The organism is Phocaeicola intestinalis (assembly GCF_014837065.1).
Taxonomy (GTDB): Bacteria; Bacteroidota; Bacteroidia; order Bacteroidales; family Bacteroidaceae; genus Phocaeicola; species Phocaeicola intestinalis.
The window spans coordinates 13309-39187 of sequence record NZ_JACSPP010000035.1; the positions used below are offsets into that span (position 1 = coordinate 13309).

Annotated in this window: 22 protein-coding genes; 16 read left to right on the top strand and 6 right to left on the bottom strand. The window is 48.2% G+C overall.

Annotation, left to right across the window (positions count from 1 at the left end):
- Positions 1–129 precede the first annotated feature (129 nt).
- Positions 130–2241 carry a glycoside hydrolase N-terminal domain-containing protein gene (locus H9625_RS11130; RefSeq protein ID WP_191764362.1) on the bottom strand — a complete coding sequence of 704 codons (2112 nt, stop codon included), beginning with the start codon at positions 2239–2241 and terminating at the stop codon, positions 130–132.
- A 970-nt stretch (positions 2242–3211) separates the two neighbouring features.
- Positions 3212–4459 (bottom strand): DcaP family trimeric outer membrane transporter, encoded by a 1248-nt coding sequence (locus tag H9625_RS11135; RefSeq protein WP_191764364.1) that lies wholly within the window; start codon positions 4457–4459, stop codon positions 3212–3214.
- A 220-nt stretch (positions 4460–4679) separates the two neighbouring features.
- On the opposite strand from H9625_RS11135, the gene H9625_RS11140 reads away from it, so the two are divergent.
- The 14 genes from H9625_RS11140 (at position 4680) to H9625_RS11205 (ending at position 19920) form a co-directional block, all read left to right on the top strand.
- The gene (locus H9625_RS11140) at positions 4680–6158 is read left to right on the top strand and encodes a glycoside hydrolase family 10 protein (protein ID WP_013619276.1); all 1479 of its coding nucleotides are present in this window, start codon (positions 4680–4682) and stop codon (positions 6156–6158) included.
- A 115-nt stretch (positions 6159–6273) separates the two neighbouring features.
- Complete coding sequence (locus H9625_RS11145; protein WP_191764366.1) at positions 6274–7443, top strand: AIR synthase-related protein; 1170 nt, start codon at positions 6274–6276, stop codon at positions 7441–7443.
- A 1-nt stretch (position 7444) separates the two neighbouring features.
- Positions 7445–7738, top strand: a complete 294-nt coding sequence (locus tag H9625_RS11150; RefSeq protein WP_087396537.1) for a hypothetical protein — start codon at positions 7445–7447, stop codon at positions 7736–7738.
- A gap of 49 nt (positions 7739–7787) precedes the next feature.
- Positions 7788–8552, top strand: coding sequence for a Fic family protein (locus tag H9625_RS11155; protein ID WP_394354938.1), 765 nt, complete (start codon positions 7788–7790; stop codon positions 8550–8552).
- A 5-nt stretch (positions 8553–8557) separates the two neighbouring features.
- Entirely contained in the window at positions 8558–9670 is a 1113-nt protein-coding gene (prfA, locus tag H9625_RS11160; RefSeq protein WP_191764368.1) for a peptide chain release factor 1, read from the top strand.
- A 60-nt stretch (positions 9671–9730) separates the two neighbouring features.
- Entirely contained in the window at positions 9731–11410 is a 1680-nt protein-coding gene (locus H9625_RS11165; RefSeq protein WP_225226410.1) for a DUF4153 domain-containing protein, read from the top strand.
- Between the two features lie 24 nt (positions 11411–11434).
- Positions 11435–12265 (top strand): orotidine-5'-phosphate decarboxylase, encoded by an 831-nt coding sequence (gene pyrF / locus H9625_RS11170; protein ID WP_191764372.1) that lies wholly within the window; start codon positions 11435–11437, stop codon positions 12263–12265.
- Positions 12266–12616: 351 nt separating this feature from the next.
- Complete coding sequence (gene lpxD / locus H9625_RS11175; RefSeq protein ID WP_191764374.1) at positions 12617–13657, top strand: UDP-3-O-(3-hydroxymyristoyl)glucosamine N-acyltransferase; 1041 nt, start codon at positions 12617–12619, stop codon at positions 13655–13657.
- 5 nt (positions 13658–13662) lie between these two features.
- Complete coding sequence (locus tag H9625_RS11180; RefSeq protein WP_191764376.1) at positions 13663–15048, top strand: bifunctional UDP-3-O-[3-hydroxymyristoyl] N-acetylglucosamine deacetylase/3-hydroxyacyl-ACP dehydratase; 1386 nt, start codon at positions 13663–13665, stop codon at positions 15046–15048.
- Between the two features lies 1 nt (position 15049).
- Entirely contained in the window at positions 15050–15817 is a 768-nt protein-coding gene (gene lpxA / locus H9625_RS11185) for an acyl-ACP--UDP-N-acetylglucosamine O-acyltransferase (RefSeq protein WP_191764378.1), read from the top strand.
- A 48-nt stretch (positions 15818–15865) separates the two neighbouring features.
- Positions 15866–16420, top strand: a complete 555-nt coding sequence (locus tag H9625_RS11190) for an IS1096 element passenger TnpR family protein (protein ID WP_022039758.1) — start codon at positions 15866–15868, stop codon at positions 16418–16420.
- Between the two features lie 90 nt (positions 16421–16510).
- Positions 16511–17407, top strand: a complete 897-nt coding sequence (miaA, locus tag H9625_RS11195; protein ID WP_225226411.1) for a tRNA (adenosine(37)-N6)-dimethylallyltransferase MiaA — start codon at positions 16511–16513, stop codon at positions 17405–17407.
- An 883-nt stretch (positions 17408–18290) separates the two neighbouring features.
- Positions 18291–19157, top strand: a complete 867-nt coding sequence (locus H9625_RS11200; RefSeq protein ID WP_087210817.1) for an AraC family transcriptional regulator — start codon at positions 18291–18293, stop codon at positions 19155–19157.
- A 10-nt stretch (positions 19158–19167) separates the two neighbouring features.
- On the top strand, positions 19168–19920 hold the full coding sequence (locus tag H9625_RS11205; RefSeq protein WP_087210820.1) for an MBL fold metallo-hydrolase: 753 nt from the start codon (positions 19168–19170) through the stop codon (positions 19918–19920).
- Between the two features lie 15 nt (positions 19921–19935).
- Here H9625_RS11205 and H9625_RS11210 read toward each other — a convergent pair whose 3' ends face one another.
- The 4 genes from H9625_RS11210 to H9625_RS11225 are packed head-to-tail and all read right to left on the bottom strand — an operon-like array spanning position 19936 to position 22758.
- Positions 19936–20730 carry a hypothetical protein gene (locus tag H9625_RS11210; RefSeq protein ID WP_191764380.1) on the bottom strand — a complete coding sequence of 265 codons (795 nt, stop codon included), beginning with the start codon at positions 20728–20730 and terminating at the stop codon, positions 19936–19938.
- Positions 20727–21110 carry a GntR family transcriptional regulator gene (locus H9625_RS11215; protein ID WP_087251407.1) on the bottom strand — a complete coding sequence of 128 codons (384 nt, stop codon included), beginning with the start codon at positions 21108–21110 and terminating at the stop codon, positions 20727–20729. Before H9625_RS11215 ends, H9625_RS11210 begins: the two co-directional genes overlap by 4 nt.
- Positions 21111–21113: 3 nt before the next feature.
- On the bottom strand, positions 21114–21908 hold the full coding sequence (locus H9625_RS11220) for a hypothetical protein (RefSeq protein WP_143270441.1): 795 nt from the start codon (positions 21906–21908) through the stop codon (positions 21114–21116).
- Positions 21909–21918: 10 nt separating this feature from the next.
- On the bottom strand, positions 21919–22758 hold the full coding sequence (locus H9625_RS11225; protein ID WP_022039750.1) for an ABC transporter ATP-binding protein: 840 nt from the start codon (positions 22756–22758) through the stop codon (positions 21919–21921).
- 425 nt (positions 22759–23183) lie between these two features.
- Between H9625_RS11225 and H9625_RS11230 the strand changes: the two genes are divergently transcribed.
- Positions 23184–25193, top strand: coding sequence for an AAA family ATPase (locus H9625_RS11230; protein ID WP_191764382.1), 2010 nt, complete (start codon positions 23184–23186; stop codon positions 25191–25193).
- 30 nt (positions 25194–25223) lie between these two features.
- The gene (rhuM, locus tag H9625_RS11235; RefSeq protein ID WP_022039747.1) at positions 25224–25532 is read left to right on the top strand and encodes a RhuM family protein; all 309 of its coding nucleotides are present in this window, start codon (positions 25224–25226) and stop codon (positions 25530–25532) included.
- Positions 25533–25879: the final 347 nt, after the last annotated feature.

A 25879-nucleotide genomic window follows, 5' to 3' on the forward strand; every position in this document is an offset into this window, starting at 1 on the left:
TACGAGATCCTGCACTTTGTCTAGGATGACATTACTTTTTTGATAGTGTTTTTATTTTGATACCCCCTCATAAATGTGACGTCTCTACCAAAATAGTAAAATAGTAAATCGCCAAATCGTAAATCACACTCACGGCATCGGCTTCAAGCCTTCCCAACGCACGTTCCACGTACCGTCTTTCGGGAATCCGGGGTTCACGCCTTCCGAACCGTCCCAGCCTGCACACATCATCGCCACGGCGGTAAGCAAGCCGCCATTACCCGGCAGGTACACGCGCAGGCGTCCGTCCTGATAGTTGTGCCCGTTCACCAGATACGTGTTGGTGCGCTTGTCCATCAGCAAGGCTCCCACCGCCTTTTCAGGCTCGCCCAGGCGTGCCGCGTCCATGGCGGTCATCGGGTAATCCCAGCCCCAGGTCTTGTTCCAGTTCCAGTTGTCCCATACCCAGTCGAGAGTGTTGCGCATATAGTCGGCATGGATGAGCTTGTTCATCGGAAGAATGCCCACGGCACCCAGCACCGCCATGTGGTCGGAGGTGAAACGGATGTCCTTATACGTATCCGTAGCGGTCTCGGCGGCAAGATACAGGTGGTCTTCGTTGTATGCCAGCGGAGAGAGTTTCTCTATCAGCACGTCCCATTCGGGCACACGCTCCATGCCGGCACGTTCGCGCCACTCCTGAGCCACGCCCATGGCATAATGCCAGTAAGAAAGCTCGAAAGGAGGATTTACCGTATCGGCGGCACGCAAGGTTTCCTGAGCCGGAATGGCGCCCTTCAGGATATAGCGGTCGTTTTCCTTGTCGTAGGTAGCGAACGAGTACATAAACTCGGCGGTTTCCTGTACCAGCTTGTTATATTTCTGAATAATCGAGTCCGACGGCTCGGCACGGTAAAGCAGTTCGGCAAGGTAAATCAGGTGGGGCTGCTGCCAGATGAGGAAGCTTCCCACGTTCGACGGTGCCTCGATGCCGCTCGGGTCGGTCATCTTCATCCAGCGCACGCCTTCGAATCCCTGACGTTCGGCAATCTGGCGGGCTACGGGTTCCGCCTTTTCATACCAGCCCAAGGTGCGTCCCATCATTTCGGGGTGTCCCCACAAGGCGAAATGCGCCTGATGCCACCAAATCATTTCCAAATGGAACTTTCCGAACCACGAGTTATACGTCAGGCCCGTTTCCTGCGGAGGCGTAGAGCCTGCGCACTGGATAGCCATCAGGTACTGGCTCAGCACCACGCGGCGTTCCAGTTCCTTGGCGCGCGGGTCGGTGCAAAGCGAGAAGTCCACCGCCCCGCCTTTCGTCCAATACGTGTTCCAATACGCCAATGCAGCCTGTTCCGACTGGGCAAACGTCACGGCAGGCGCGTCAGACGGCTCGGGCGTAAACTGGCAGGTAAAGGCAAAAGCCGTGTCTGCCGGAGTCAGGACGAAATAGTTCTTTTCTTTCTCCTTCAGGGTAGCATCGCCTTCCCAACGCACCGTCACATAATAGGTCGTGGCGTCCAGCTGGCGTTTCAGCACGGCGCTCTGCCCGTCTTGTTCCACCACCGTAGTCGAATGCTTGTCGTTCGCTTCCCAGTCGCACGCATCGTCGCAATGCTTGCCCGTAGGGTAAGGGAAACGGAGCTTGATGCCCGCAGGAGCAGTGGAAGACACCCGTGCGGCTATCATGTCGCGTTCAGGATGGCAAACGGTCTGTACCCGGTAAGGGGTTCCGTCCAGCGAAAAGCTGCTGGTGATTTCCCCGTCCCACATATCCAGCGTCTGACGGATATCCTTCACCTGGCCGGGCGTAACCGACTCGTCCAGCTCCAGGCCCACAATGCCCAGATGCAGGCGGTGCGGATTGACGCGAAGCCAGTTGGAAGCGTCTTTCTGACGGCCTTCTTCCTTGAACTGGCACGCATACACCTCCTTGTGCCCGCGCCCGAAATCGTATTCCTTTTGGGCGTCTTCGGGCTTGTAGTTGCCCGTATTGGCAAAGCTGTGCCAGCCCCATTGGCTCTGTGTGCCCAGAGGCACTCCGTTCTTATACACTTCGGGGAAAGTCTGAAGCCCGGTCGCGTCTACGGTATAGGCAAACTCGCCGTTCCCCACCGAGAGCGACGATAGCGAATCCATCGCCGCCACTTGCGGATTGTTGCGCTCCACCAACGCCCGGCGGTCGATGGGTTCCTGCTTCTCCACGCCACATGCTGCCAGCGTAAGGGCAGCCAACGAATAAAGTAACTGTTTCTTCATGTATCGTTTTTCTTTTTTAAAATAAATGTTTCCGTTGATTATCTTGATGCTGCGAAGATAAGGCTTCTTACTCAAATCAACATGGAAAAACATACACAAGAGGCAAAATACAAGGGCAAAAACAAAGGTAGAAACGGCATAGCATCAGGTTTTGGTTACGCTACAAAGTTACGAAAAAGTTTTGAATCATGCAAGCTTTTCCGGGGCGCGGCGCAGCTATATGCTACCCCTCCTGCACTTAACTGGAATAGCTTATGCATATATATGCGCATAACATATAAATTTGCTACGCCGAATTTGCAATCCGTCAATAAATCTAACAGTTCTAACAGATAACAGTTCTTTTTTTGAAAACGGCAAGCGAGCGACGAGTAGAGAGAATGTTAATAAATATAATATATATTTATATGCGCACTTTCTGCGATTCAATTTTTCAATTTAGATAACTGTTATCTGTTAGAACTGTTAGATTGTTTGTTGTGCTTGCGAAAAATGTAGGATAACGTGATTTCAAATTACCCTATGTGAATACCGCATTTCGCCAAACAAGCTGTAGGGGCGTATCGCATACGCCCTGAAGACATCCACGTGGATAAGTGGACGCATTCGGGCGTATGCGATACGCCCCTACATGGGATGTTTGCGGATATTCATTTTTTATAATTCATATACAACTCATTTACAGCATCATACAAACAATCGCCGCATAGCGTTAAAGATTTTCACACCCACCCGTTTCAAATCCATTGCCGGACGGGAAAAAAGACGTACCTTTGCCTTCGAACCAAAATCACAAAACGCTATGGAAACCAACCGATTACTTCACTACCTGAACTTCCACATCCTCCTGGTGTACGTTCTTGCAATAGCGGAACTCAGCGTCCTCGCATGCACGGATACAGACATGCTTCGGCGTAATGTCACCGATAGGCATTTCGGGGATGCCATGGAATCGGGTACACTTTTCCCCTTAAAACTGGAAAATAGCCGTCACTACCAAGCGGTGGTTCAAGACGGTATGCGAAGAAAGCGCCTTGGCTTTCGCATCGAATTCATCGCCGTACCAGGCGTTGCACACCGAATATTCGGCACCGAACTTCCAGTGCGGGCGGTTATAAGTCAGTTCGGCGGTGCCGGTGAAAAGCTGGTCGAGGGTGGTCCCTGTGCCTAACGTGCCGTAGGGCACTTCTTCCGTAGCCCCCAAGCCTTTCAGGTAACCGAAGAACAATGCCGGACGCCACGTCTTGCCGTATGCCACGTTCACCCACGTAGTAGAAGTGCGGAGCGGCGCATACTCCTGCTCGCCGGTCACGGGGTCGATGCTCCGGATGCCGTATCCGCCTACGGTGCTGGCTTGCGTCAGGTTGGTGCCCAATACGGTTTTGGCGGCTACCAGCCAATTGTTACGCGTGTATTTCACATGCGCCTCGCCCGAAATGCCGGTGATGCGTTCGTCCACCTTATACGTGCCGCTCCCGGTTTCCGACTGGGTACGGGGCGTAATGGAGCTGACATGTACGCCGGCACCGGCTATCAAGCCCGGCCGCTTGTAATCCACGCCCACATACACCTCGGGGATGCTGCTCCACTTGATGAAATCCTGGTGCTTGCGGGTAGCGGTAGCGCCCGGCTCGTTGGAACTGGGACCTACCGAAAGGTATTGCGATTGCCAGATAGCGGCGGCGGTCAGGCGGAAGTTTTCCGAAGTGAAGCGGTACCGGATTTGCGGAGCGCGGCTGAAGGGCTGGTAAGGAGCACCCATGTTGAGGTTCAGTATTTCGGGAGCCACATCGCCATAGAGCGGATGCCAGGTCTGCCCCACCAGCAACGCCGACTTGCCCCAGTCAAGATTGAAATACACGTGGCGGATGCGGAAGAGCGAATACGTTGTGCCCGAACCGCGGAAGTCCACTTCCACCTTTGCCGAAGTCTTTGCCTTGCCCAGCATCGGTCCCGTCACGTCCACGCCCAAACGGGTATAAAGGGTATAGAAATCGCTGTTCCCGTTGTCGTTCAGGTCTTTTCCGTTAGGGTCTTCCACTTTATCCAGCGGATACATATAGAACAGTCCGTCCACCGTTTCCGAATTCGACCGGCTGTTATAGAACAAATCGGTACGCACCTGACCATAAAATTTATAGTCGAATCCTTTCTTCTGCGCATTGCCTGCCAGTATACCTCCCAGCAGGGCTGCCAATAATACAATCTGTTTTTTCATACTATTCTTTATCGTTTTTGAAACGCAGATTAGCGCAGATTAACACAGATTATATTTAATAAATATCCACGACCCCACTGGGACTACAGAATACATCAAATAATCTGCGTTAATCCGCGTTAATCCGCGTTTCAAACAAAAACACATTTATAAACATCGCCCGCAAAAGTAATAAAAAAGAAAAATGTTTGTATCTTTGCCCGCCTAAAAACATCACGACATGAGACAAAAGCTACGATATACGATTCTCGCCCTGCTGCTCTTCCCCTTCCTCACCGCTTTCGCGCAAACAGCCCCGAAATACGAGATACGCGCCACGTGGCTCACTACGCTGGGCGGTATGGACTGGCCTAGCCATAAAGCCGTCTCTCCCCAAGGCATCGAACGCCAGAAGGCCGAACTATGCCATATCCTTGACCAGCTGAAACAAGCCAACTTCAATACGGTACTTTTCCAAACCCGCCTGCGGGGAGACGTAATCTACCCCTCGGCATTCGAGCCTTTCGCCGAATCGCTGACGGGTACCGAAGGCAAGCACCCCGGCTACGACCCATTGAAATTCGCCATAGAAGAATGCCACCGGCGGGGCATGGAACTGCATGCCTGGCTCGTGGCTATCCCCATCGGGAACACCCGCCAGATACGGATGCTTGGGAAAAACGCCCTGACCCGCAAACACCCCTCGCTCTGCAGGCAATTCAAGGGAAGCTGGTACCTGGACCCGGGCAATCCCGGAACGGATGAATATCTGGCAAACATCGTGCGCGAAATCGTATCCGGATACGATGTGGACGGCATCCATCTCGATTACATCCGGTACCCCGAGCAGGGGGAACGCTTCCCCGACCAAAGCACATACCGCAAGTATGGGAAACGGCAAGGCCTGACACAATGGCGGCGGGACAACATCACACGCATCGTGCGCCGGATATATACCGAAGTCAAGTCGATGAAACCGTGGGTAAAGGTAAGCAGCTCGCCCATCGGCAAATACCGCGATACGGAACGCTATTCTTCGCACGGCTGGAACGCCTATGAAGAGGTGTATCAGGACGCCCAGCAATGGCTGAAAGAAGGCATCCACGACGCACTTTTCCCCATGATGTATTTCCAAGGAAACCACTTTTACCCGTTTGCCCTCGACTGGAAAGAGAATGCATACGGGCGGTGGATTGTGCCCGGACTGGGCATCTACTTCCTGCACCCCAAAGAACAGGACTGGCAACTGGACGAAGTCATCCGGCAAATCTATTTCATCCGTTCCATCGGGCTGGACGGACAGGCTTACTTCCGTACCCGCTTCCTGCTCGACAATACCAAAAGCGTATTCGACGAGCTGAGGCAACATTTCTACCCGCTTCCGGCACTCGTCCCGCCCATGACATGGACGGACAGCATCGCACCTGCCAAGCCCCAAGAGCCGTCTTTCACGCTTTTAGACCGAGGCATCCGTTTCCGCTGGGAAGCCTCTACCGATAACCTCTCGCCGGTATATTACCGCCTCTATGCGTCGGACACTTATCCGGTAGACACGCGGAACCCCCTCAACCTGATTGCCCCACGCATCGAGGACACCCGCTACACCTATGTGCCCGAAGTGCCTTGGCAAGAATACCTCTATTGGGCGGTGACCGCCGTAGACCGGTGCGGGAACGAAAGCGAACCGCTGGAATTTTTCCAATTGACAAATTATGAATAGTTGCTTACCGGCATCGTTTTTACGCCTTTGCGTTTCCTATTCTCCGAAATATTCACTATTTTTGCAAATCAATATTATAGCATTTGTAAATCAATAATTCATAACATAAATTCTTATGAGCAACCAACGATATATGCAACGCGGCGTGTCGGCATCGAAAGAAGATGTACACAACGCCATCAAGAACATCGACAAAGGCATTTTCCCGAAAGCATTCTGCAAAATCATACCCGATATCCTGGGCGGTGACCCTGAATATTGTAACATCATGCATGCCGATGGGGCAGGCACCAAATCTTCTTTGGCTTACCTATACTGGAAGGAAACAGGCGACCTCTCGGTTTGGAAAGGCATCGCACAAGACGCGCTGATTATGAACATCGACGACCTGCTCTGCGTGGGAGCGGTCGACAACATATTGGTCTCGTCCACTATCGGACGCAACAAACTGCTGGTACCGGGCGAAGTAATCTCCGCCATCATCAACGGTACGGATGAACTGCTTGCCGAACTGCGCGAAATGGGTGTAGGCGTATATGCCACGGGAGGCGAAACCGCCGATGTGGGCGACCTGGTGCGCACCATCATCGTAGACTCTACCGTGACCTGCCGCATGAAGCGTGCCGACGTGATAGACAATGCCAATATCCGCCCGGGCGATGTCATCGTAGGACTTGCCTCCTACGGACAAGCCACGTATGAAAAAGAATACAACGGCGGCATGGGAAGCAACGGGCTGACCTCGGCACGCCACGATGTGTTCGCCAAATACCTGGCGGAGAAATATCCTGAAAGCTACGACCACGCCGTGCCCGAAGACCTGGTATACAGCGGAAACCTGAAGCTGACCGACCCGGTAGAAGGCTCGCCCATCGATGCCGGCAAGCTGGTGCTCTCTCCTACCCGCACGTATGCGCCGGTGGTCAAGAAGCTGCTCGATGCCCTGCGTCCGCACATCCACGGCATGGTGCATTGCTCGGGAGGCGCACAGACGAAGGTGCTCCACTTCGTAGGCGACAATTGCCGGGTAATCAAAGACAACCTCTTCCCCGTTCCTCCCCTCTTCCGCACCATCAAGGAACAGAGCGGAACAGATTGGGACGAAATGTACAAGGTATTCAACATGGGACACCGTCTGGAGGTTTACCTCTCGCCCGAACACGCCGAAGAAGTCATCGCCATCTCGAAATCGTTCAACATCGACGCACAAGTAGTAGGACGCATCGAGGAGAGCGACCATAAGGAACTGATTATCCGGAGTGAGTTCGGGGAGTTCAAGTATTGATATGGCATACATCCGGTTAGTCTGTTTGATTATCATACTCTCCGCATTCCTTGTCAGCCGTTGGAAAGGTTTAGCCAGTGTAAACCAATGTGTGCGGAGAGGATATTTTATTTTAATCAGCGTGGCGTGTGTCATCGTAGCCATAGATTCTACCCTGACCTGCATTGCCCTCATCATGAACCACACGTTCTCGGAAAAAATGTTCCAAGAGCTGCTGTTCTGCATAGTATGGTGGCTCATCTGTTGGGGTATCGTCTTCCGGCAAATAGACTTTTCAAGAAAGCTTTGGGAATAATGCACGACACGTGCCAACCCGAAAAAAGAAACAGAGATAAAATCCTATTATGATGTCAGAGAACAATACATTATTAGCGAAACTGGATGCGATGAAATCGCGTTTAGGCTCGTTGCGCCCCCTTCCCAAAGAAGCATTGGAAAAAATAAGGGAAGCCCTCGACATAGAATATACCTACGAAAGCAACCGGATAGAAGGCAATACGTTGACCTTGCAGGAAACCGCACTTGTGGTAGAAGAAGGGCTCACGATAAGCGGAAAAAGTATGCGCGAACACTTGGAAGCCATCAACCATCAAGAAGCCATCGCATTTATCAAAGAACTGGCGCAAAAAGAAGAACCTCTGACCGAACGTGTCATCCTCCAGATTCATGCACTTATCTTGCGAGGTATCGACCGGCAAAACGCAGGACGTTACCGCACAGTGCCTGTACTGATTTCAGGAAGCCGGCACGTTCCTCCCCAACCTTATTTGATAGAAAAGCAAATGGAAGACTTCCTGCTCCGTTTCCATGAAATGGAAGCCCAAGGCATGCATCCGGTAGACATTGCCGCCTATCTGCATGACGAGTTGGTACGCATCCATCCTTTTATAGACGGAAACGGACGGACTTCGCGTTTGCTGATGAACCTTTACCTGTTGCGCCACGGCTCTGTATTTGTGTTACTAAAAGGAGATGCCGAAAGCAAACTGGCATATTATCAGGCGCTTGAAGCATCGCATGTAGACAAGAATCCGGCTCTTTTCCGCCAACTGGTAGAAGAAAAAGAGATAGAAGCTTTACAAACATACATCAATTTGATTGAAGGTTAATTTATATGTCAGAGAATAACAATACATTATTAGAGAAATTAGACGGACTGGTGGCACGGTTTGAAGAAGTATCGACCCTGATAACCGACCCGTCCGTCATTGCCGACCAGAAACGCTACGTGAAGCTCACCAAGGAATACAAAGAGCTGGGCGACATCATGAAGGCACGCGGGGAATACCTGCAATGCCTTGCCGGGCTGGAGGAAGCCAAAGCGATGATGAACGAAAGCGACCCCGAAATGAAGGAAATGGCACGTGAGGAAGCCGCCGCATGCGAGGCACGCATACCGGAACTGGAAGAGGAAATCAAGCTTCTGCTCATCCCTGCCGACCCGCAGGACGACCGTAATGCCATCCTCGAAATCCGAGGAGGAACCGGAGGGGACGAAGCCGCCATCTTCGCCGGAGACCTTTTCCGCATGTATTCGAAATATTGCGAGCGCAAAGGTTGGAAGCTGGAAGTATCGAGTGCCAGCGAAGGCGCATCGGGCGGATTCAAGGAAATCATCTGCTCCGTCACGGGAGAAAAAGTCTACGGAACACTGAAATACGAATCGGGCGTACACCGCGTACAGCGTGTACCTGCAACCGAAACACAAGGACGCGTACATACCTCGGCGGCATCTGTCGCCGTATTGCCCGAAGCCGAACCCTTCGATGTGGAAATCAATGAAGGCGAAATCAAATGGGATACGTTCCGAAGCTCTGGTGCCGGAGGTCAGAATGTGAACAAAGTGGAATCGGGCGTACGCCTGCGCTATAACTGGAAAAACCCCAATACGGGCGTGGTAGAAGAAATCCTGATAGAATGTACCGAAACGCGCGACCAGCCGAAAAACAAGGAACGGGCTCTCGCGCGCCTGCGTACCTTTATATATGACAAGGAACACCAGAAGTACATCGACGATATCGCCTCGAAGCGGAAAACCATGGTGAGCACCGGAGACCGTTCGGCAAAAATCCGTACCTACAATTACCCGCAGGGACGCATCACCGACCACCGCATCAATTATACCATCTACAACCTTGCCGCCTTCATGGACGGCGACATACAGGATTGTATCGACCACCTGATAGTGGCGGAAAACGCCGAAAGACTGAAAGAAAGCGAACTATAACTTTATCTATATTTATCCAGAACAATGAACCGACAATGGCTCCGACAAGCACTACAAACTATGGGCGGAACGTTTCAAACGACCTTGAAGCGTTTCCCCGTCACGGTAGTGTTTGTTCTTGCCCTGACCTTATACCTCTTTCATCTTATTTCGATTGAAGCAAAAGGTGATGAAAAATTATTTTGGGTAACAGGATATTATCTCTCTACAGGCACCCTTTTATCACTCACCTTGCATCTGTGGTGTGAAGAGGTCAAGCGAAACTCACGCAAATGGATGATACAAATAACCATGCATGCATTACTCATTGCTGACACATGGTTCTTGTATTCCCTCTCGCCCGAACGTTCGCTTACAGAAATCGGCATTGCCCATGCAGCGGCTCTTTTTGCATTGGGACTATCGGTATTTTTTCTCTCATTCACCCAAGCAAAAAATGACATTCCCAGTTGGAACTTTGCCACATCCAGCATTGGCGCACTAGCAACTTCGCTGGTTATCGGGAGCATCATGAGTGGAGGCATCAGCTTGCTGATATTATCCCTTCATACATTGTTCGGCATAGACGTAAGCTACAAATGTTACCTTTACATTCTCACCTTGTGCAACGTATGCCTTGCCTTATTCCTCTTCCTGGGACTTTTACCCCAAGGGAAAGAAAAACATAACGACCGCCCGTTGCCCAACGCATTCCTCAATAGCATCATCCATTACCTGTTTCTTCCATTGGAAATAGGTTACATGATTGTATTGTACATCTATGCAGGCAGCATACTCGCAAATTGGGAATTGCCTATCGGATGGGTGTCGTGGCTCGTGACCATCATGATGGGAGGATGCATCATCATCGAGTTCGGACTTTATCCTGCACGCATGGAAAAAGAGAAACGGACAGACCGGCTGATTGCACGCTGGTTACCCATATTGGCACTGCCACTGCTGATACTGATGACGGTCAGCATCGGACGCCGCCTGCAGGATTATGGCATCACCATCAACCGCCTTTACCTGCTCACATTCAACCTCTGGTGCTATCTGGTATGCATCGGCCTGCTAACCAACCGGGCTCGGCGTATCAGTTGGATTCCAATATCGTTTGCATGCATTTTCTTGCTGGTATCGATACTTCCGGTCAATTATGCCAGCATCACCCGCAACAAAATACACAAGGACATCGAAACCAGCCTGAAACAGGCCACCACACACCCGCTTCCCTTATCGAAAGACATCTACGAAACCTGCCTGAAAGAAATGCCCCATGCGCAGGCAGCAAACCTGAACAACCGTATCCGCTACATGCGCGACTGGTTCGGATGGGAAAGCTTGCAGGACCTGGTTGCCTCAAACATTTCACTCTATACATTACCCGAAACCGAACCGGAATCCCATTCCTACCGAGGACAAACGTCTTCGCCAGTTTCTGTCAATATACCGCAAGGATACAACAAACTGACGGCTATCGAACAACAAATCTCCGGCACAGACAACGCATTGCCCGAAACATGGTGGAAAAACGGAACATTGCCCGTATTGATAGAAGGGACAAACGACACCCTCTACTTCGACCTCAGTATCCTAAAAGAGCTGAATCAGTACGAAACAGAGCCAATGCCTCCAACCGTCCTCCGATGCAGTTCACCAGAGAAATCATTCATTCTGACCCGTTTCTCATTGAACTACAGCGAACAAGAGCCTGAAGATACGTATCTAAGTTTCAACGGATATTTATTTACAAAATAAAATAACTCTAAACTTAATCACAACATGAACAAACAACAACTTTTTGAAAACATCAAACGTAAACAATCATTCTTGTGTGTAGGACTGGACACCGACATCAAGAAAATCCCTGAACACCTGCTGAAAGAAGAAGACCCTGTCTTCGCCTTCAACAAAGCCATCATCGATGCTACCGCCCCTTATTGCATCGCCTATAAACCCAACCTGGCTTTCTACGAAAGCATGGGCGTAAAAGGCTGGATAGCTTTCGAAAAAACCGTGGAATATATCAAGAAAAACTATCCCGACCAATTCATCATTGCAGATGCCAAGCGCGGAGATATCGGCAATACTTCGGCAATGTATGCCCGTAGCTTTTTCGAAGAACTGGACATCGATGCGGTGACCGTAGCTCCTTATATGGGAGAAGACAGCGTGACTCCTTTCCTTACCTATGAAGGCAAATGGGTCATCCTACTGGCATTGAACTCGAACAAAGGGTCGCACGATTTCCAGCTGACCGAAGACAAAGCAGGCGAACGTCTCTTCGAAAAAGTATTGCGTAAATCACAAGAATGGGCAAACGACCAAAACATGATGTACGTGGTAGGTGCTACCCAAGGTAAAATGTTCGAAGACATCCGAAAGATTGTACCCAACCATTTCCTGCTTGTTCCGGGCATCGGTGCACAAGGAGGCTCACTGGAAGAAGCATGTAAATATGGCATGAACAGCAAGTGTGGGCTGATTGTCAATTCCAGCCGCGCCATCATCTATGCCGACAAGAGCGAAGCCTTCGCCCAAGCCGCCAAGAATGAAGCCGAAAAGGTTCAGAAACAAATGGCGGAACAATTGAAAGCCGCCCATATAATATAATAAGGAGTAAACCGGCTCACGCATCCTCTCATTGCACCTGCCCCGTGCGGTACAATGAGAGGGCTTATGCATCTCGAAACGCATGTACTTGCATCGGCTCACTCAAGCGTCTGCATCCCCCGACTCAAGCGTTTGCACCGGCATGCGCAAGCGGTTGCATACGCCTCCGAGACCTGCCGTGTTCCGCAGGACTAAAGCAAAAAAAACATCGGTTAACCAGTTTTAGACCACTAAAAAGATAAATAATTGACATTTTGCACGGTTATATAAAAAAAAAATACGTAATTTGCATAATTAAACAAGGAGCGTACTAAAAGACACTAATAGAAAAACCAAAAGATACGATAAGTTATGGAGTTTTCAGCTAAACAAATTGCGGAATATATCCACGGAGAAATAGTAGGGAATGAGAATGCAACCGTACATACATTCGCCAAGATAGAAGAAGGCGTGCCGGGTGCCATTTCTTTCCTTTCAAACCCGAAATATACACATTACATATATACAACCCAATCAACGATTGTACTGGTCAATAAAGATTTCGAACCGGAACAACCGGTAAGTGCAACCTTGATTAAAGTAGACAACGCATACGAAAGCCTGGCTCAACTCCTGACTTTATACGAACAAAGCAAGCCGAAAAAGACGGGCATCGACCCGTTAGCATCCATTGCTCCGACCGCTAAAATCGGGAAAGATGTCTATATCGGTCCCTTTGCCTGCATCGAAGAAGGTGTGGAGATAGGCGACAACGCTTGCATCCACCCGCATGCGACCGTAGGAAGCCATGCCAAAATAGGAAATAACACAACGCTCTATCCCCATGTCACGATTTATCAGGATTGCCGGGTGGGAAACAATTGCATCCTGCATGCCGGATGTGTCATCGGTGCGGACGGATTCGGGTTTGCCCCCTCCGCCGAAGGCTATGACAAGATTCCCCAAATCGGTATCGTCGTTATTGAGGACAATGTGGAAATCGGTGCCAATACGTGCGTAGACCGTGCCACGATGGGCGCCACCATCATCCATAAGGGCGTAAAGCTGGACAACCTGATTCAGATTGCCCACAATGTAGAGATAGGAAGCCACACGGTGATGGCTTCGCAAGGAGGCGTGGCAGGTTCCGCCAAGATAGGCGAATGGTGCGTATTTGCCGGACAAGTAGGTGTAGCCGGACATATCAAAGTGGGCGACCGCGTGACTATCGGAGCCCAATCGGGCATACCGGGCAATACCAAGTCGGGCAGCACCCTGATGGGATATCCCGCCATCGACCCGAAACTTTTTGCGCGTTCAGCTGTTATATACAAGAAGTTGCCCGACATGTACGAAGACATGAGACGCATGCAAAAAGAACTGGAAGAATTAAAGAAACAACGTAATAAATAAAGCCCATGTTGAAACAAAAAACATTAAAAGGCAGTTTTACACTGAACGGTAAGGGTCTCCATACCGGAGTCAAGCTGACCGTGACATTCAATCCTGCCCCCGAACACCACGGATATAAAATCCAACGCATCGACCTGGACGACCAGCCCATCATCGATGCCATAGCGGATAATGTGGTAGACACCACACGTGGTACTGTTTTGGCTAAGAACGGGGTAAAAGTAAGTACCGTAGAGCACGCCATGGCTGCCCTCTATGCAGCCGGTATCGATAATTGCCTGATTCAGGTAAACGGTCCCGAACTTCCGATTTTAGACGGAAGCTCGAAAGCATACGTAGAATGCATCCAGCGGGTAGGCATTGAGGAACAAACCGCTCCGAAAGATTATTACATCATCAAATCGAAAATCGAAGTGCGCGATGAAGAAACAGGGTCTTCCATCATCGTCTTGCCGGATGATAAATTCAGCTTAAACGTATTAATCTCTTACGATTCCAAGATTCTGACCAACCAATACGCCACATTGGAGAACATGGATGAATTCCCTACCGAAATCGCATCGGCACGCACCTTCGTATTCGTGAGGGAAATCGAACCTCTGCTGAATGCCGGGCTTATCAAGGGAGGAGATTTGGACAATGCCATCGTTATCTACGAAAAGCAGATGACCCAAGAAAACTTCGATAAATTAGCGGATGTCATGGGAGTCCCGCACATGGACGCAAGCCATTTAGGATATATCAATCACATCCCTTTGGTATGGTCCAACGAGCCAGCACGCCATAAGTTGCTCGATATCATCGGCGACCTTGCCCTGATTGGGAAACCCATCAAGGGACGCATCATCGCCACCCGTCCGGGACATACCATCAACAATAAATTCGCACGCCAATTGCGCAAGGAAATCCGCCTGCACGAGATTCAGGCTCCTATCTATAATTGCAACGAACCGCCTTTGATGGACGTGAACCGCATCCGCGAGCTCCTTCCTCACCGCTATCCGTTCCAATTGGTGGATAAGGTCATCGCTATCGGAGCCAACCACATCGTAGGCGTGAAGAATGTCACATCGAACGAACCTTTCTTCCAAGGGCATTTCCCACAAGAGCCGGTCATGCCGGGTGTGCTTCAAGTAGAAGCCATGGCACAAGTGGGAGGCCTGTTAGTGCTCAATTCATTGGCAGAGCCGGAAAGATATTCCACTTACTTCCTGAAGATAGACAATGTGAAGTTCCGCCAAAAAGTAGTGCCAGGCGATACCCTTGTCTTCCGTGTAGAACTACTGGCACCGATTCGGCGCGGCATCTCTACCATGAAAGGATATATCTTCGTAGGAGAAAAAATCGTTTGCGAAGCCGAATTTATGGCACAAATAGTAAAAAACAAATAACATGATCAGTCCATTAGCATACATACACCCCGAAGCAATCATCGGAGAGAACGTAGAAATCGGCCCCTTTGTCTACATCGACAAGAACGTCGTAATCGGTGATAATAACCTCATTATGCCCAATGCGAATATCCTCTACGGTGCACGCATCGGCAATAACAACCGGATTTTTCCCGGTGCCGTTATCGGAGCTATTCCGCAAGACCTGAAGTTCAGAGGAGAAGAAACCACGGCGGAAATAGGCGATAACAATACTATCCGCGAAAATGTAACCATCAACCGGGGTACCGCCGCTAAAGGAAAAACCGTGGTAGGAAACAATAACCTGCTCATGGAAGGCGTACACGTAGCCCATGATACACACGTAGGAAGCGGATGCATCATCGGTAATTCCACCAAAATAGCAGGCGAAGTGATTATTGACGACAACGCCATTGTGAGCGGAGCCGTACTGATGCACCAGTTCTGCCATGTAGGCGGATATGTGATGATTCAAGGAGGATGTCGGTTCAGCAAAGACATCCCGCCGTATATCATAGCCGGACGTGAACCCATCGCTTATAGCGGAATCAACATCGTAGGTCTGCGCCGCCGGGGATTTTCGAACGAGCTGATTGAAAACATCCACAATACTTACCGCATCATTTACAACAACGGCAAGAATGTGACCGATGCCCTTCAACAGGTCAAAGAAGAAGTTCCGATGAGTCCTGAAATCGAATATATCGTTTCTTTTATCGAAAAATCAGAAAGAGGAATCATCCGATAAAAAATTTTTGTACCTTTACCGCATCAATCTAAGATTAACGACAGAATTATGGTATACAAATTTAGAATCATATCAGATGAAGTGGATGATTTCTTAAGAGAAATCAAAATTGACTCAGATGCTTCATTCTACGACCTGCATGAAGCGATATTAAAATGTACAAACTACAAGAACGACCAGATGACTTCCTTTTTTATCTGCGATGATGACTGGGAAAAAGAAATCGAAATCACCCTCGAAGATATGGGAACAGGAAGTTCGGAAGAAGACACTTTCGTCATGAAAGATACCCGTCTGAGCGAATTGCTGGAAGACGAAAAACAAAAACTGATTTACGTGTTTGACCCGCTGACCGAACGAGTATTCTTTATCGAACTGTCGGAAATCATCACCGGCAAGGACTTGGAACATGCAGTTTGTTCGCGCAAGGAAGGAAATCCACCCAAACAAACCGTAGACTTCGACGAACAGATGAAAGCAGATTCATCGCTCGACCTTGACGAAAACTTTTATGGTGATCAGGAATACGACATGGAGGATTTCGACCCCGACGGCTATGACATAGGAAGCGGAGGAAATCCATACGACGAAGATAAATACTAATTTTTTAATGAAGAATGAAGAAATAAGAATGAAGAATCGGTTGAACACCTTACTCATTCTTCATTCTTCATTCTTTAATTCTTCATTTTTATGACCCTTATCGTCCTCATTGGTCCTACCGGCGTAGGCAAAACCGAATTAAGCCTGTCCATCGCCGAAACCTATCATACTTCTATTCTCTCTGCAGACTCCCGCCAACTTTATGCCGATTTGAAAATAGGTACGGCAGCTCCTACCCCCAACCAACTGGCACGGGTTCCTCATTATTTTGTAGGCACATTACAACTCACCGATTATTACAGTGCGGCACAGTACGAAGCAGATGCGCTCAAAAAACTGGACGAACTTTTTAAAGCACACAATGTGGTGGTGCTGACCGGAGGCTCGATGATGTACGTCGATGCCGTATGCAAAGGTATCGATGACATCCCCACGGTAGATGCCGAAACACGCCAACTGATGATAGAAAGATACGAACAAGAAGGATTGGAACAATTGTGTGCCGAACTGAAAGTCTTAGACCCCGAATATTATGCAATAGTAGACCGCAAAAACCCCAAACGGGTCATCCATGCTCTCGAAATCTGCTATATGACAGGAAAGACCTACACATCTTTTCGCACCCGGACGTGCAAGAAACGCCCCTTCAACATCGTGAAAATAGGTTTAACACGTGACCGGGAAGAACTTTACGAACGCATCAACCACCGTGTAGACCAGATGATGGAAGAAGGATTATTGGAAGAAGCACGCAAAGTCTATCCTTACCGTCACCTCAACTCACTCAATACCGTAGGCTATAAAGAACTCTTCAAATACTTCGATGGAGAGTGGGAACTGCCTTTTGCTATTGAAAAAATCAAGCAAAACTCGCGTATCTACTCACGCAAGCAAATGACGTGGTTCAAACGTGACACCGACATCAAATGGTTTCATCCCGACCAACAAGAAGAAATCATGCAATACATCAAGAAGAAACTGTTTTGAAAACGAACACATCAAGCCAAGAAAAACTTTTTGGAGAAATTCAAAACAGCTTCTCAAAACAGTTTCTCAAGTATTCGGTTGCAGAATGAACGGCATGACGTGTTGTCAGCCTCCGACTGACAATTGTTCACATCGCATGACAAAGATATTACAGGCATACCGTTTTTTTGATATAGGTCAACAAAACAAGCAAAACCTAAAAATATATGCTATAAAACATATTTTGTATCAAAAAAGGTCGTATCTTTGCAGTGTAATTAAAGAACAACAAGTTCTAGAACTTAACTAACTAGTAATTTTAAGGTAAAGATTGGAAAAGAAAAAAACATCAAAGGCCAGCCGTGAGGTTCGCCCGAGATTGAAAGGATAACAAGATTTAGGTATTACAAGTAATTAAGTTTTCAGGTATTATTAACTAAACAAAGAAAGGATAACAATTATGAAAAAGGTAAAAAACATTTTTCACAAGATTGCCAATGCAGATCCGATGATCTGGGGTTATGTAATGCTGAATGACAAACTCAGCAAGTAAAAAAACAAATTAAGCTAAAGCCCGAAAAGCAGAAGCTTTTAGTAAAGAATCTGATAAATGCCGAAAGGCTTTTTGTAAATAATCAAAAAGCGGTTACACCATTGTGCAATCGCTTTTTTCCGTTTTAAAGCGGTAAAAAAACGGCCGGTACATGTACTCTCTACATCCCGACCGACAATGTAACCTTAACTATTAATTTATGATAGCAAAGGTAATGGATATTTTTACAAAAAAATTGAACAAAACACACGCACTATTGTCGTATATTCACAAAAGTATCTAAATTTTCCCCCTTTAGCATACACCTGCCCATAATATTGTATATATTCGCAAAGCTAACGGGAGAAAACCATGAACAATGTCATTTACGAACAAGTAGCGCAAAATACAGAAAACTCATTCTTCTACCGCCGTTGTACATCGTGGTACAAAAGTGCGATAGGCTATCACCAGCATCCGGAACTGGAAATCGGATTCGTCATCAAAGGCGGAGGACAACGCATTACGGACGATTTCATCGAAAACTTTCGGGAAGGTGACATCATCATCGTACCTGCCAACATCCCCCATTGCTGGATATACGACAAACTGGCGTGTCCGGCAGACGAAAGGATAGAAGAGGCATTCATCCAGTTTCCGCAAGCTTTTCTGAACCGACTTGCCAGCTTTGCCAAAGAATTTCAAGATATCGCCTCGTTCTACACCAATCTGAAACAATGTTTGTCGATACAAGGGGAAGGAGCGAAAGAAATACGTCACATCCTGCTGGATTTCGACAATTACAACGAACAACAACGACTTTTAGGATTGTTGCAAATCCTTGCACTTGCTTTCCGCCCAGGCTACAGCAGATACATCGGCCATCATGCCTTCAATGGCATGCCCATTCATAAAAACAAACAGCGCCTGCAGACCGTCTACAGATATATCATCGAAAACTACCACCGGAAAATTACACTGGACGAAATAGCAGACTACATTGCCATGAACAAAAACGCCTTTTGCCTGTTCTTCAAAAAGTCCACCAACGAACCGTTTACGGTATATCTCAACCATTTCCGTCTGCAGATGGCAACCACATTGCTCAACCGTACTGACCAAAACATCTCCGAAATAGCTTATTCAGTAGGGTTTGCCGACATCCCCTATTTCAACCGCTGTTTCAAGAAAGAATACGGCATCACGCCTGCCGAGTATCGAAACAAATATAGAAGATAACAAAAGATATATGAAACTAACCTACATTTTCCATAGCGGATTTGCCTTAGAAACCGAAAATTGCATGCTGGTCTTCGACTATTGGCTGGATCCGGCACATGTTATCGACGGATTGCTGAAATGCAACAAACCAATGTACGTGTTTGCCAGCCATTTCCACGAAGACCATTTCAACCGCGACATCTTCACTTGGAAATCAATAAAACCGGACATCACTTATCTCCTTTCGAAAGACATCTTGAAACACCGTAGAGCCAGACGTGACGAAGCCGATGCCTGGCTTGCCAAAGGAGGAAGCTGGCAAGACAGACATATCCATGTCACCGCTACCGGAAGCAACGATAGCGGTGTGTCGTGGATAGTGCGCACCGAAGGCAAAACCCTCTTCCACGCAGGCGATCTGAATAACTGGTACGCCCGCTTCCTGACCGATGACTATACAGGCGGAACCATATACAGCCCCGAATTTGGTATGGAAATCAACCCGGAGAAAGAAGAAAAACAATACTTGGGCGAACTGAAAGACATCCGCAAGCTTACCGCCGGCTTCGACCTCGTAATGTTTCCCATAGACGGACGTATCGGGAACGGCTATACACGAGGAGCCCGCCAGTTCATCGACCGCTTCCAGGTAGGCTTGCTCGTACCTATGCATTTCGTAGCCAGCGGATTCCAGTCGGCAGGACGGATGAAGGAATTTGCCGATGCCAAAGGCGTTAAGTTCTGGTGCATCCAGCAGGAAGGGGAAAACAAGGAAGTGTAAGGAGGACAATATCTTTCATTCCTCTTTCACTATCCGGCTTGCCTCTTCCAGCATCACATTCAGCTTGGCATAGTCTGTCTTCGGTTCCCATAACAGCTCCTTGCTTTCACCCTTTTGCCACACACAAGTATGACTGTTACTACCAAAGAGATGCTCTGTACCGATATGAAATGACCCTACATGAACCTGCCAGTTGTAAGTTTCATCCAAATTTACATGCAGATGCTCGGCGCGGCCGCTTCTCAGTTCCAGTCCATTACCCGATACCGAAAGCATATCAAACATACACTCTTCCAGTTTCGTCGGACTTTGCGTCCGGATGGAAAAAGTGTCCCGCCCGATACCTCTGAATGAAACGTCTGCACATGGCATATCGATACTTACAGCCTTTACCGCATCGGGAAGCTTCAGACGCATGGAAGAAAGCGTATACACCCTTCCATCAGACGCAGATGCAAGCGCAGCCGGAAAGCTATCCTCAGAAAAGTTGAAACTGAGCAACAATGTACTGTCTTCCAGTGCTTCAACCTTCATACAGTTTTCCATACCTGAAACATACGAAAGACTGCCGCCTGCCGAATCGGCCGGACATATTTCCAACGGCATAACAACAGGACGCTCTCCGATTTCCTCCAGCACCAACCTAACCGATTTACAAACCGGCAAAGGACGGACTTGTTCCATACCCGATTCGCCCAATTCCGTTCGTTTGGGAGAAGGAGTTTCAAGAGTCAAATAAAAGGCAAACCCACTTGTCAGCAGCAATCCTGCTACCAACAAGGCTATCATGATATAGGTAGTACGTTTCATACACTTTTGTTTTTTTCTGATTCAGTTATAAAGTCCTGGTACATTCCGGCAAGTTCATCCGCCGAAATATGCAACATGACACATTGTTTGAAAAAATATCCACACTCCTCTTGCAAGAAATGTTCTTTGCGCAGGTCGTATATCACCCGATGGGCACCTGCAGCCACAAAATAACCGATGCCCCGCTTGTTGTAGATAATGCCCTGCTGCTGCAGGTAGTCGAACGAGCGCACCACCGTATTGGCATTCACTTCCACCATGCCCGCATATTCGCGCACAGAAGGGATACGCCCTTCTTCGGGATATACGCCGAGAAGAATTTCATCACAAATACGGTCGGCAATCTGCAGATAAATGGCTTTACTTTCCTTAAAATCCATAAGTTACCAGCGATTAATGATTTCCGACTCTTTAAACCGAAAATAAGCCAACGTCCAGTTGAACACTGCCCAGACAATCCCTACTCCGATAACCAGACGATTCATATCCTCGTCCGTCAGATAAAATCCGCGGTGAAAACTGCCTCTTACCTGATAAACTACCATAACTGCCTGCACATGCAACAACAAGATGACAATCAAGGCAGCACATGTCTTGATCCACGCATTCTTGGGCCAAATCACACTGCCCAACACGAACAACGACTGTAAAAAGCAGAAACTACTTGCCACTACGCCCAGCCTCCAGCCAGCATAAGGATGAGTAAACACTTCACTCCAGGGAACAAAGGTTATCTGCTCTGCCACATTGCTGTACAACATCCTGCAAACCAACACTTTCGTCAGGTCGGCAAGCCCGAACGCTATTGCAAATGCAACGATAAAAACCACCGTCACCAGCAACCAGCGCGAAAGATACTTCTCGAAAGCCGAAGCCGGAGTTATCAGAAAAGCAATACGGCCTGTCTTTGTCTTCATCCGCTCCATAAAAGAAGAAGCAAACAGCATCCCCATCGCATAAAAAATCACCATAAAAAACTGCATCAAAGCATGACTGTATTCCAAGGGGGTGCCAGGCGACAAATGGTTGTACGTCTCCATTCCATATCCTACCAGTATAACTGCCAATACGGCATAACAAGCTACAAACCGGAGCAAATGTGTTTTCCACGGTTCCAGTAACTCCCTGCGGCACATCATCCCAAACCGCCGCACATCAAAAAACTGATTTGTCCTCATCTTTTTCTTTTTAAGCATGAAACATCGCCGCTATTTTGTCGGGTTCGGCAAGCACGGCTCCAAACAAAAGTTCCAAATTGATTTCAGTCTCTTCACCACCAGCATTAGGCAGTATCAGACTGTTCCCCTCTACCGAAGGCAAAGCATAAAGTGCCTGCCCCACCAGTTCGCGGCTACTGCTCTCCCGGAAAACCAAAGTACGGCAGATATCCGCCACCGACTGGTCGAGCAACACACGACTTCCGTCAATAATCACCACATGATCGAGCATACGGTCTATATCACGCACCTGGTGCGTAGAAATTACCACACACTTCTCATCGCTCATTCCCGAAGCTATCAGTTTACGGAACTGACTCTTGCCGGGAATATCCAACCCATTCGTAGGTTCGTCCATCAATAGCAAAGAAGTATTTGCCGCCAGTGCAAAACTCATAAACACCTTCTTCTTCTGCCCCATCGAAAGAGTTCCCAAGTTAAGGTCGGCATCCAGTTCGAAAAGGTCGAGATAGCGCCTCATGTCTTCTGTACTGAACCGGGGATAAAAGCAGCTGTTCAACTTTATGTAACGTGCCAATGTGAGCGAAGGCAATTCAAACTCTTCGGGCACTAAAAACAAGTCGCACAACGTATCGGGTAAACGGCGGCGCACATCCTTACCTTTATATATTATCTCTCCCTGACAAGGAGTAAGCAGCCCGCTTATCAAAGCAAGTAAAGTAGATTTTCCGGTTCCGTTCTTCCCTAATAACCCGTAGATACCCCCTTGCCGAAGCGAAAGAGAAAAATGGCTCAGCACCTCTTTTTTGCGCCTGCCATAATTAAACGAAAGATTCTTTATTTCCAACATAATCTATCAGTGTTTTTATCTTCAGCCAAATTTCCCGTCAGGGCCCTCAACAGAAATCTTTGCCTGATAATCAGTGTATCATAGTGTACTACTTAACTAATACACTACAAAAGTATGTATTTATCGTGAAACATGCAAGCCCTCCGGCAAAAAAAATCATATTCTTCCACTTGCCAATATAGGGTCAACAAAAAATCATATAGCATCTGGAGAAACGAATATATACTTACTTTGCCGATGGAGTATATATTCATCTGCAGTTTCAGTATATATGAAACTGCCATCGAAGTTATATTCGTTTTACAATCCTATTGACTGACAAAAAACAACCAACTTCAAGAAGGTCTTTCCTGAGTATACTTTTATATTTCTTCCGCTTTTCGTACCTTTGCCAGAAAAGGAAACCCGAACAAGAAAATGCTGCCATGACCGGACACACCACAATAGATACCGCCAACGCCGAGTTCCAAAATGCATTGAAACTCATCCAGTATACCCGCCAATCCGTATTCCTTACGGGAAAAGCAGGAACAGGTAAGTCTACCTTCCTGAAATACATCTGCCAGACCACCAAAAAGAAATACGTAGTGCTGGCTCCTACGGGCATCGCCGCCATCAATGCCGGAGGCAGCACCCTGCACAGTTTCTTCAAGCTGCCTTTCCATCCGTTGTTGCCCGATGACCCCAACTTCAGCCTAAGAGGAAACAAGCTGCAAAGCTTCCTGAAATATACCGCCGACCGGCGCAAGCTGATAAAGAACATCGAACTGGTCATCATCGACGAGATTTCGATGGTGCGAGCCGACATCATCGACTTCATCGACAAGGTATTGCGTGTATACTCACAAAACATGCGCGAACCTTTCGGAGGCAAACAGCTGCTGCTGGTGGGCGATGTGTATCAGCTGGAACCGGTAGTGAAAAACGACGAGCGCGAAATCATCAACCGTTTCTACCCCAACCCCTATTTCTTCTCGGCACGGGTGTTCCAGCAAATGGAACTGGTATCGGTAGAGCTGACCAAGGTCTACAGGCAGACCGACCGCGTATTTGTCAACGTGCTCGACCACATCCGCACCAATACCGTCGGCTCTGCCGACTTACAACTGCTCAACACCCGTTATCAGGCACCACTGGGCTCGGGCGAGAACGACCTTTACATCACATTGGCTACCCGGCGCGACAACGTAGACTTCATCAACGAACAACGCCTTGCCGCTCTGCCCGGCGATGCTGTCACGCTGAAAGGTGAAATCCATGGCGAATTTCCCGAAAGCAGCCTCCCCACACTGATGGAACTGACCGTGAAACCCGGTGCACAAATCATCTTCATCAAGAACGACCCGGAGAAACGATGGGTAAACGGCACCATCGGCATCCTTTCAGGCATCGATGCCGAAGGTATCCTTTACGTAACCACCGAAGAAGGAAAAGAACTCGACGTGCGCCGCGAAAGCTGGAGCAACATCCGCTACCGGTATAACGAAGAAGAGAATAAGATAGAAGAGGAAGAACTGGGCACCTTCACGCAATATCCCATCCGGCTTGCCTGGGCAATAACGGTACACAAAAGCCAAGGGCTGACCTTCAGCCGCGCCATCATAGACTTTACCGGAGGAGTATTTGCCGGAGGACAGACCTACGTGGCATTGAGCCGGTGTACCTCACTAGACGGCATCTGCCTGAAGCGGGAGATAAGTCGTGCCGACATCTTCGTACGTCCCGAAATCGTTTCCTTCGCCCACCATTTCAACGACCAGCAAGCCATCGAGCGTGCCATGAAGCAGGCGCAGGCGGACATCGAATATACCGCTGCCGTCAAGGCATTCGACAAAGGTGACTTCGAAACTTGCCTCGACCATTTCTTCAAGGCCATCCATGCCCGCTACGACATCGAAAAGCCCTTGCAACAACGCTTTATCCGTAAAAAGTTAGGCATCATCAACCGGTTAAAGGCAGAAAACCTCCGCCTGAAAGAAGAAATGCGGGAATCGAAGAAAAGCCTGCAAAAATATGCCGAAGAATATTACCTGATGGGAAACGAATGCATCACGCAAGCCCACGACACGCGTGCCGCCCTGGCAAACTACGACAAAGCCATCGAACTGTACCCCGAATACGTCGATGCCTGGGTACGCAAAGGCGTCACGCTTTTCAATGCCAACCGGATAAGTGAAGCACGCGAATGCCTGAACCAAGCCGTCAAGCTACGCCCCAACGAGTTCAAAGCCGTATACAACCGGGGCAAACTGCGCCTGCACACAGGCGACATCGAGGGTGCCATGACCGACCTGGACAAAGCAACCTCGCTAAAGCCCCAGCACGCCGGTGCCCAAGAATGTTTCGCCGATGCCCTTTCGCAAGCCGGCAAAGAGATAGAAGCAGCGATACATTACCGGCTGGCGGAAGAAATACGGAAAAAGAAGAAGAAATAAAATTGTTAACCCCTATAAAAAGATTAAGCTATGAACTTGAGTGATAAAATTGTAATTTACCAGACGAAAGATGGAAAGACATCCATTGATGTGAAATTGGGAAATGATACCGTATGGTTATCTGCCAATCAAATGGCAGCATTATTCGAAAGAGATGAAAAGACCATAAGAAAGCACATCAATAATGTATTTTCTGAAAATGAGTTGGAGAAAAAGAACAACACGCATTTTTTGCGTGTTGATGGAGTGAAGCAGCCGGTCGCTTTTTATTCTCTTGATGTTATCATTTCCGTAGGCTATCGTGTAAAAAGCCAGCGCGGCACGCAGTTTCGTATATGAGTGAATCGAATTTTGAAAGAGTATCTGGTGAAAGTGGTTTCCGACTATACCTATGCCCTCGATACGTTGAACAGTATGAAATTGTGCATTTTAATGGAACACATGATACAACGCACGATATAAAAGACATGAAAGCAGTGATGAACTTAATGACCAAAAACAATTAACTGCATTTCTTTTTCAAGAAGGTTGTATTTTTCCGTTTATTATGCTTATTTTTGTTGAACACAGCTAAGTGTCAAGTGTAGATTTAAGAAACAAATAAAAAAATGATTTAGAAGCTGTTTTGAATTTATCGTGCGATGATTTGGGATGAGTTTTTGAGGCATTTCCGCTTCTGTGATGAG

Coding starts and splice junctions, on each gene's coding strand:
- H9625_RS11130 (WP_191764362.1), bottom strand. CDS start 2,241: ATGAAGAAACAGTTACTTTATTCGTTGGCTGCCCTTACGCTGGCAGCA.
- H9625_RS11135 (WP_191764364.1), bottom strand. CDS start 4,459: ATGAAAAAACAGATTGTATTATTGGCAGCCCTGCTGGGAGGTATACTG.
- H9625_RS11140 (WP_013619276.1), top strand. CDS start 4,680: ATGAGACAAAAGCTACGATATACGATTCTCGCCCTGCTGCTCTTCCCC.
- H9625_RS11145 (WP_191764366.1), top strand. CDS start 6,274: ATGAGCAACCAACGATATATGCAACGCGGCGTGTCGGCATCGAAAGAA.
- H9625_RS11150 (WP_087396537.1), top strand. CDS start 7,445: ATGGCATACATCCGGTTAGTCTGTTTGATTATCATACTCTCCGCATTC.
- H9625_RS11155 (WP_394354938.1), top strand. CDS start 7,788: ATGATGTCAGAGAACAATACATTATTAGCGAAACTGGATGCGATGAAA.
- prfA (WP_191764368.1), top strand. CDS start 8,558: ATGTCAGAGAATAACAATACATTATTAGAGAAATTAGACGGACTGGTG.
- H9625_RS11165 (WP_225226410.1), top strand. CDS start 9,731: ATGGGCGGAACGTTTCAAACGACCTTGAAGCGTTTCCCCGTCACGGTA.
- pyrF (WP_191764372.1), top strand. CDS start 11,435: ATGAACAAACAACAACTTTTTGAAAACATCAAACGTAAACAATCATTC.
- lpxD (WP_191764374.1), top strand. CDS start 12,617: ATGGAGTTTTCAGCTAAACAAATTGCGGAATATATCCACGGAGAAATA.
- H9625_RS11180 (WP_191764376.1), top strand. CDS start 13,663: ATGTTGAAACAAAAAACATTAAAAGGCAGTTTTACACTGAACGGTAAG.
- lpxA (WP_191764378.1), top strand. CDS start 15,050: ATGATCAGTCCATTAGCATACATACACCCCGAAGCAATCATCGGAGAG.
- H9625_RS11190 (WP_022039758.1), top strand. CDS start 15,866: ATGGTATACAAATTTAGAATCATATCAGATGAAGTGGATGATTTCTTA.
- miaA (WP_225226411.1), top strand. CDS start 16,511: ATGACCCTTATCGTCCTCATTGGTCCTACCGGCGTAGGCAAAACCGAA.
- H9625_RS11200 (WP_087210817.1), top strand. CDS start 18,291: ATGAACAATGTCATTTACGAACAAGTAGCGCAAAATACAGAAAACTCA.
- H9625_RS11205 (WP_087210820.1), top strand. CDS start 19,168: ATGAAACTAACCTACATTTTCCATAGCGGATTTGCCTTAGAAACCGAA.
- H9625_RS11210 (WP_191764380.1), bottom strand. CDS start 20,730: ATGAAACGTACTACCTATATCATGATAGCCTTGTTGGTAGCAGGATTG.
- H9625_RS11215 (WP_087251407.1), bottom strand. CDS start 21,110: ATGGATTTTAAGGAAAGTAAAGCCATTTATCTGCAGATTGCCGACCGT.
- H9625_RS11220 (WP_143270441.1), bottom strand. CDS start 21,908: ATGAGGACAAATCAGTTTTTTGATGTGCGGCGGTTTGGGATGATGTGC.
- H9625_RS11225 (WP_022039750.1), bottom strand. CDS start 22,758: ATGTTGGAAATAAAGAATCTTTCGTTTAATTATGGCAGGCGCAAAAAA.
- H9625_RS11230 (WP_191764382.1), top strand. CDS start 23,184: ATGACCGGACACACCACAATAGATACCGCCAACGCCGAGTTCCAAAAT.
- rhuM (WP_022039747.1), top strand. CDS start 25,224: ATGAACTTGAGTGATAAAATTGTAATTTACCAGACGAAAGATGGAAAG.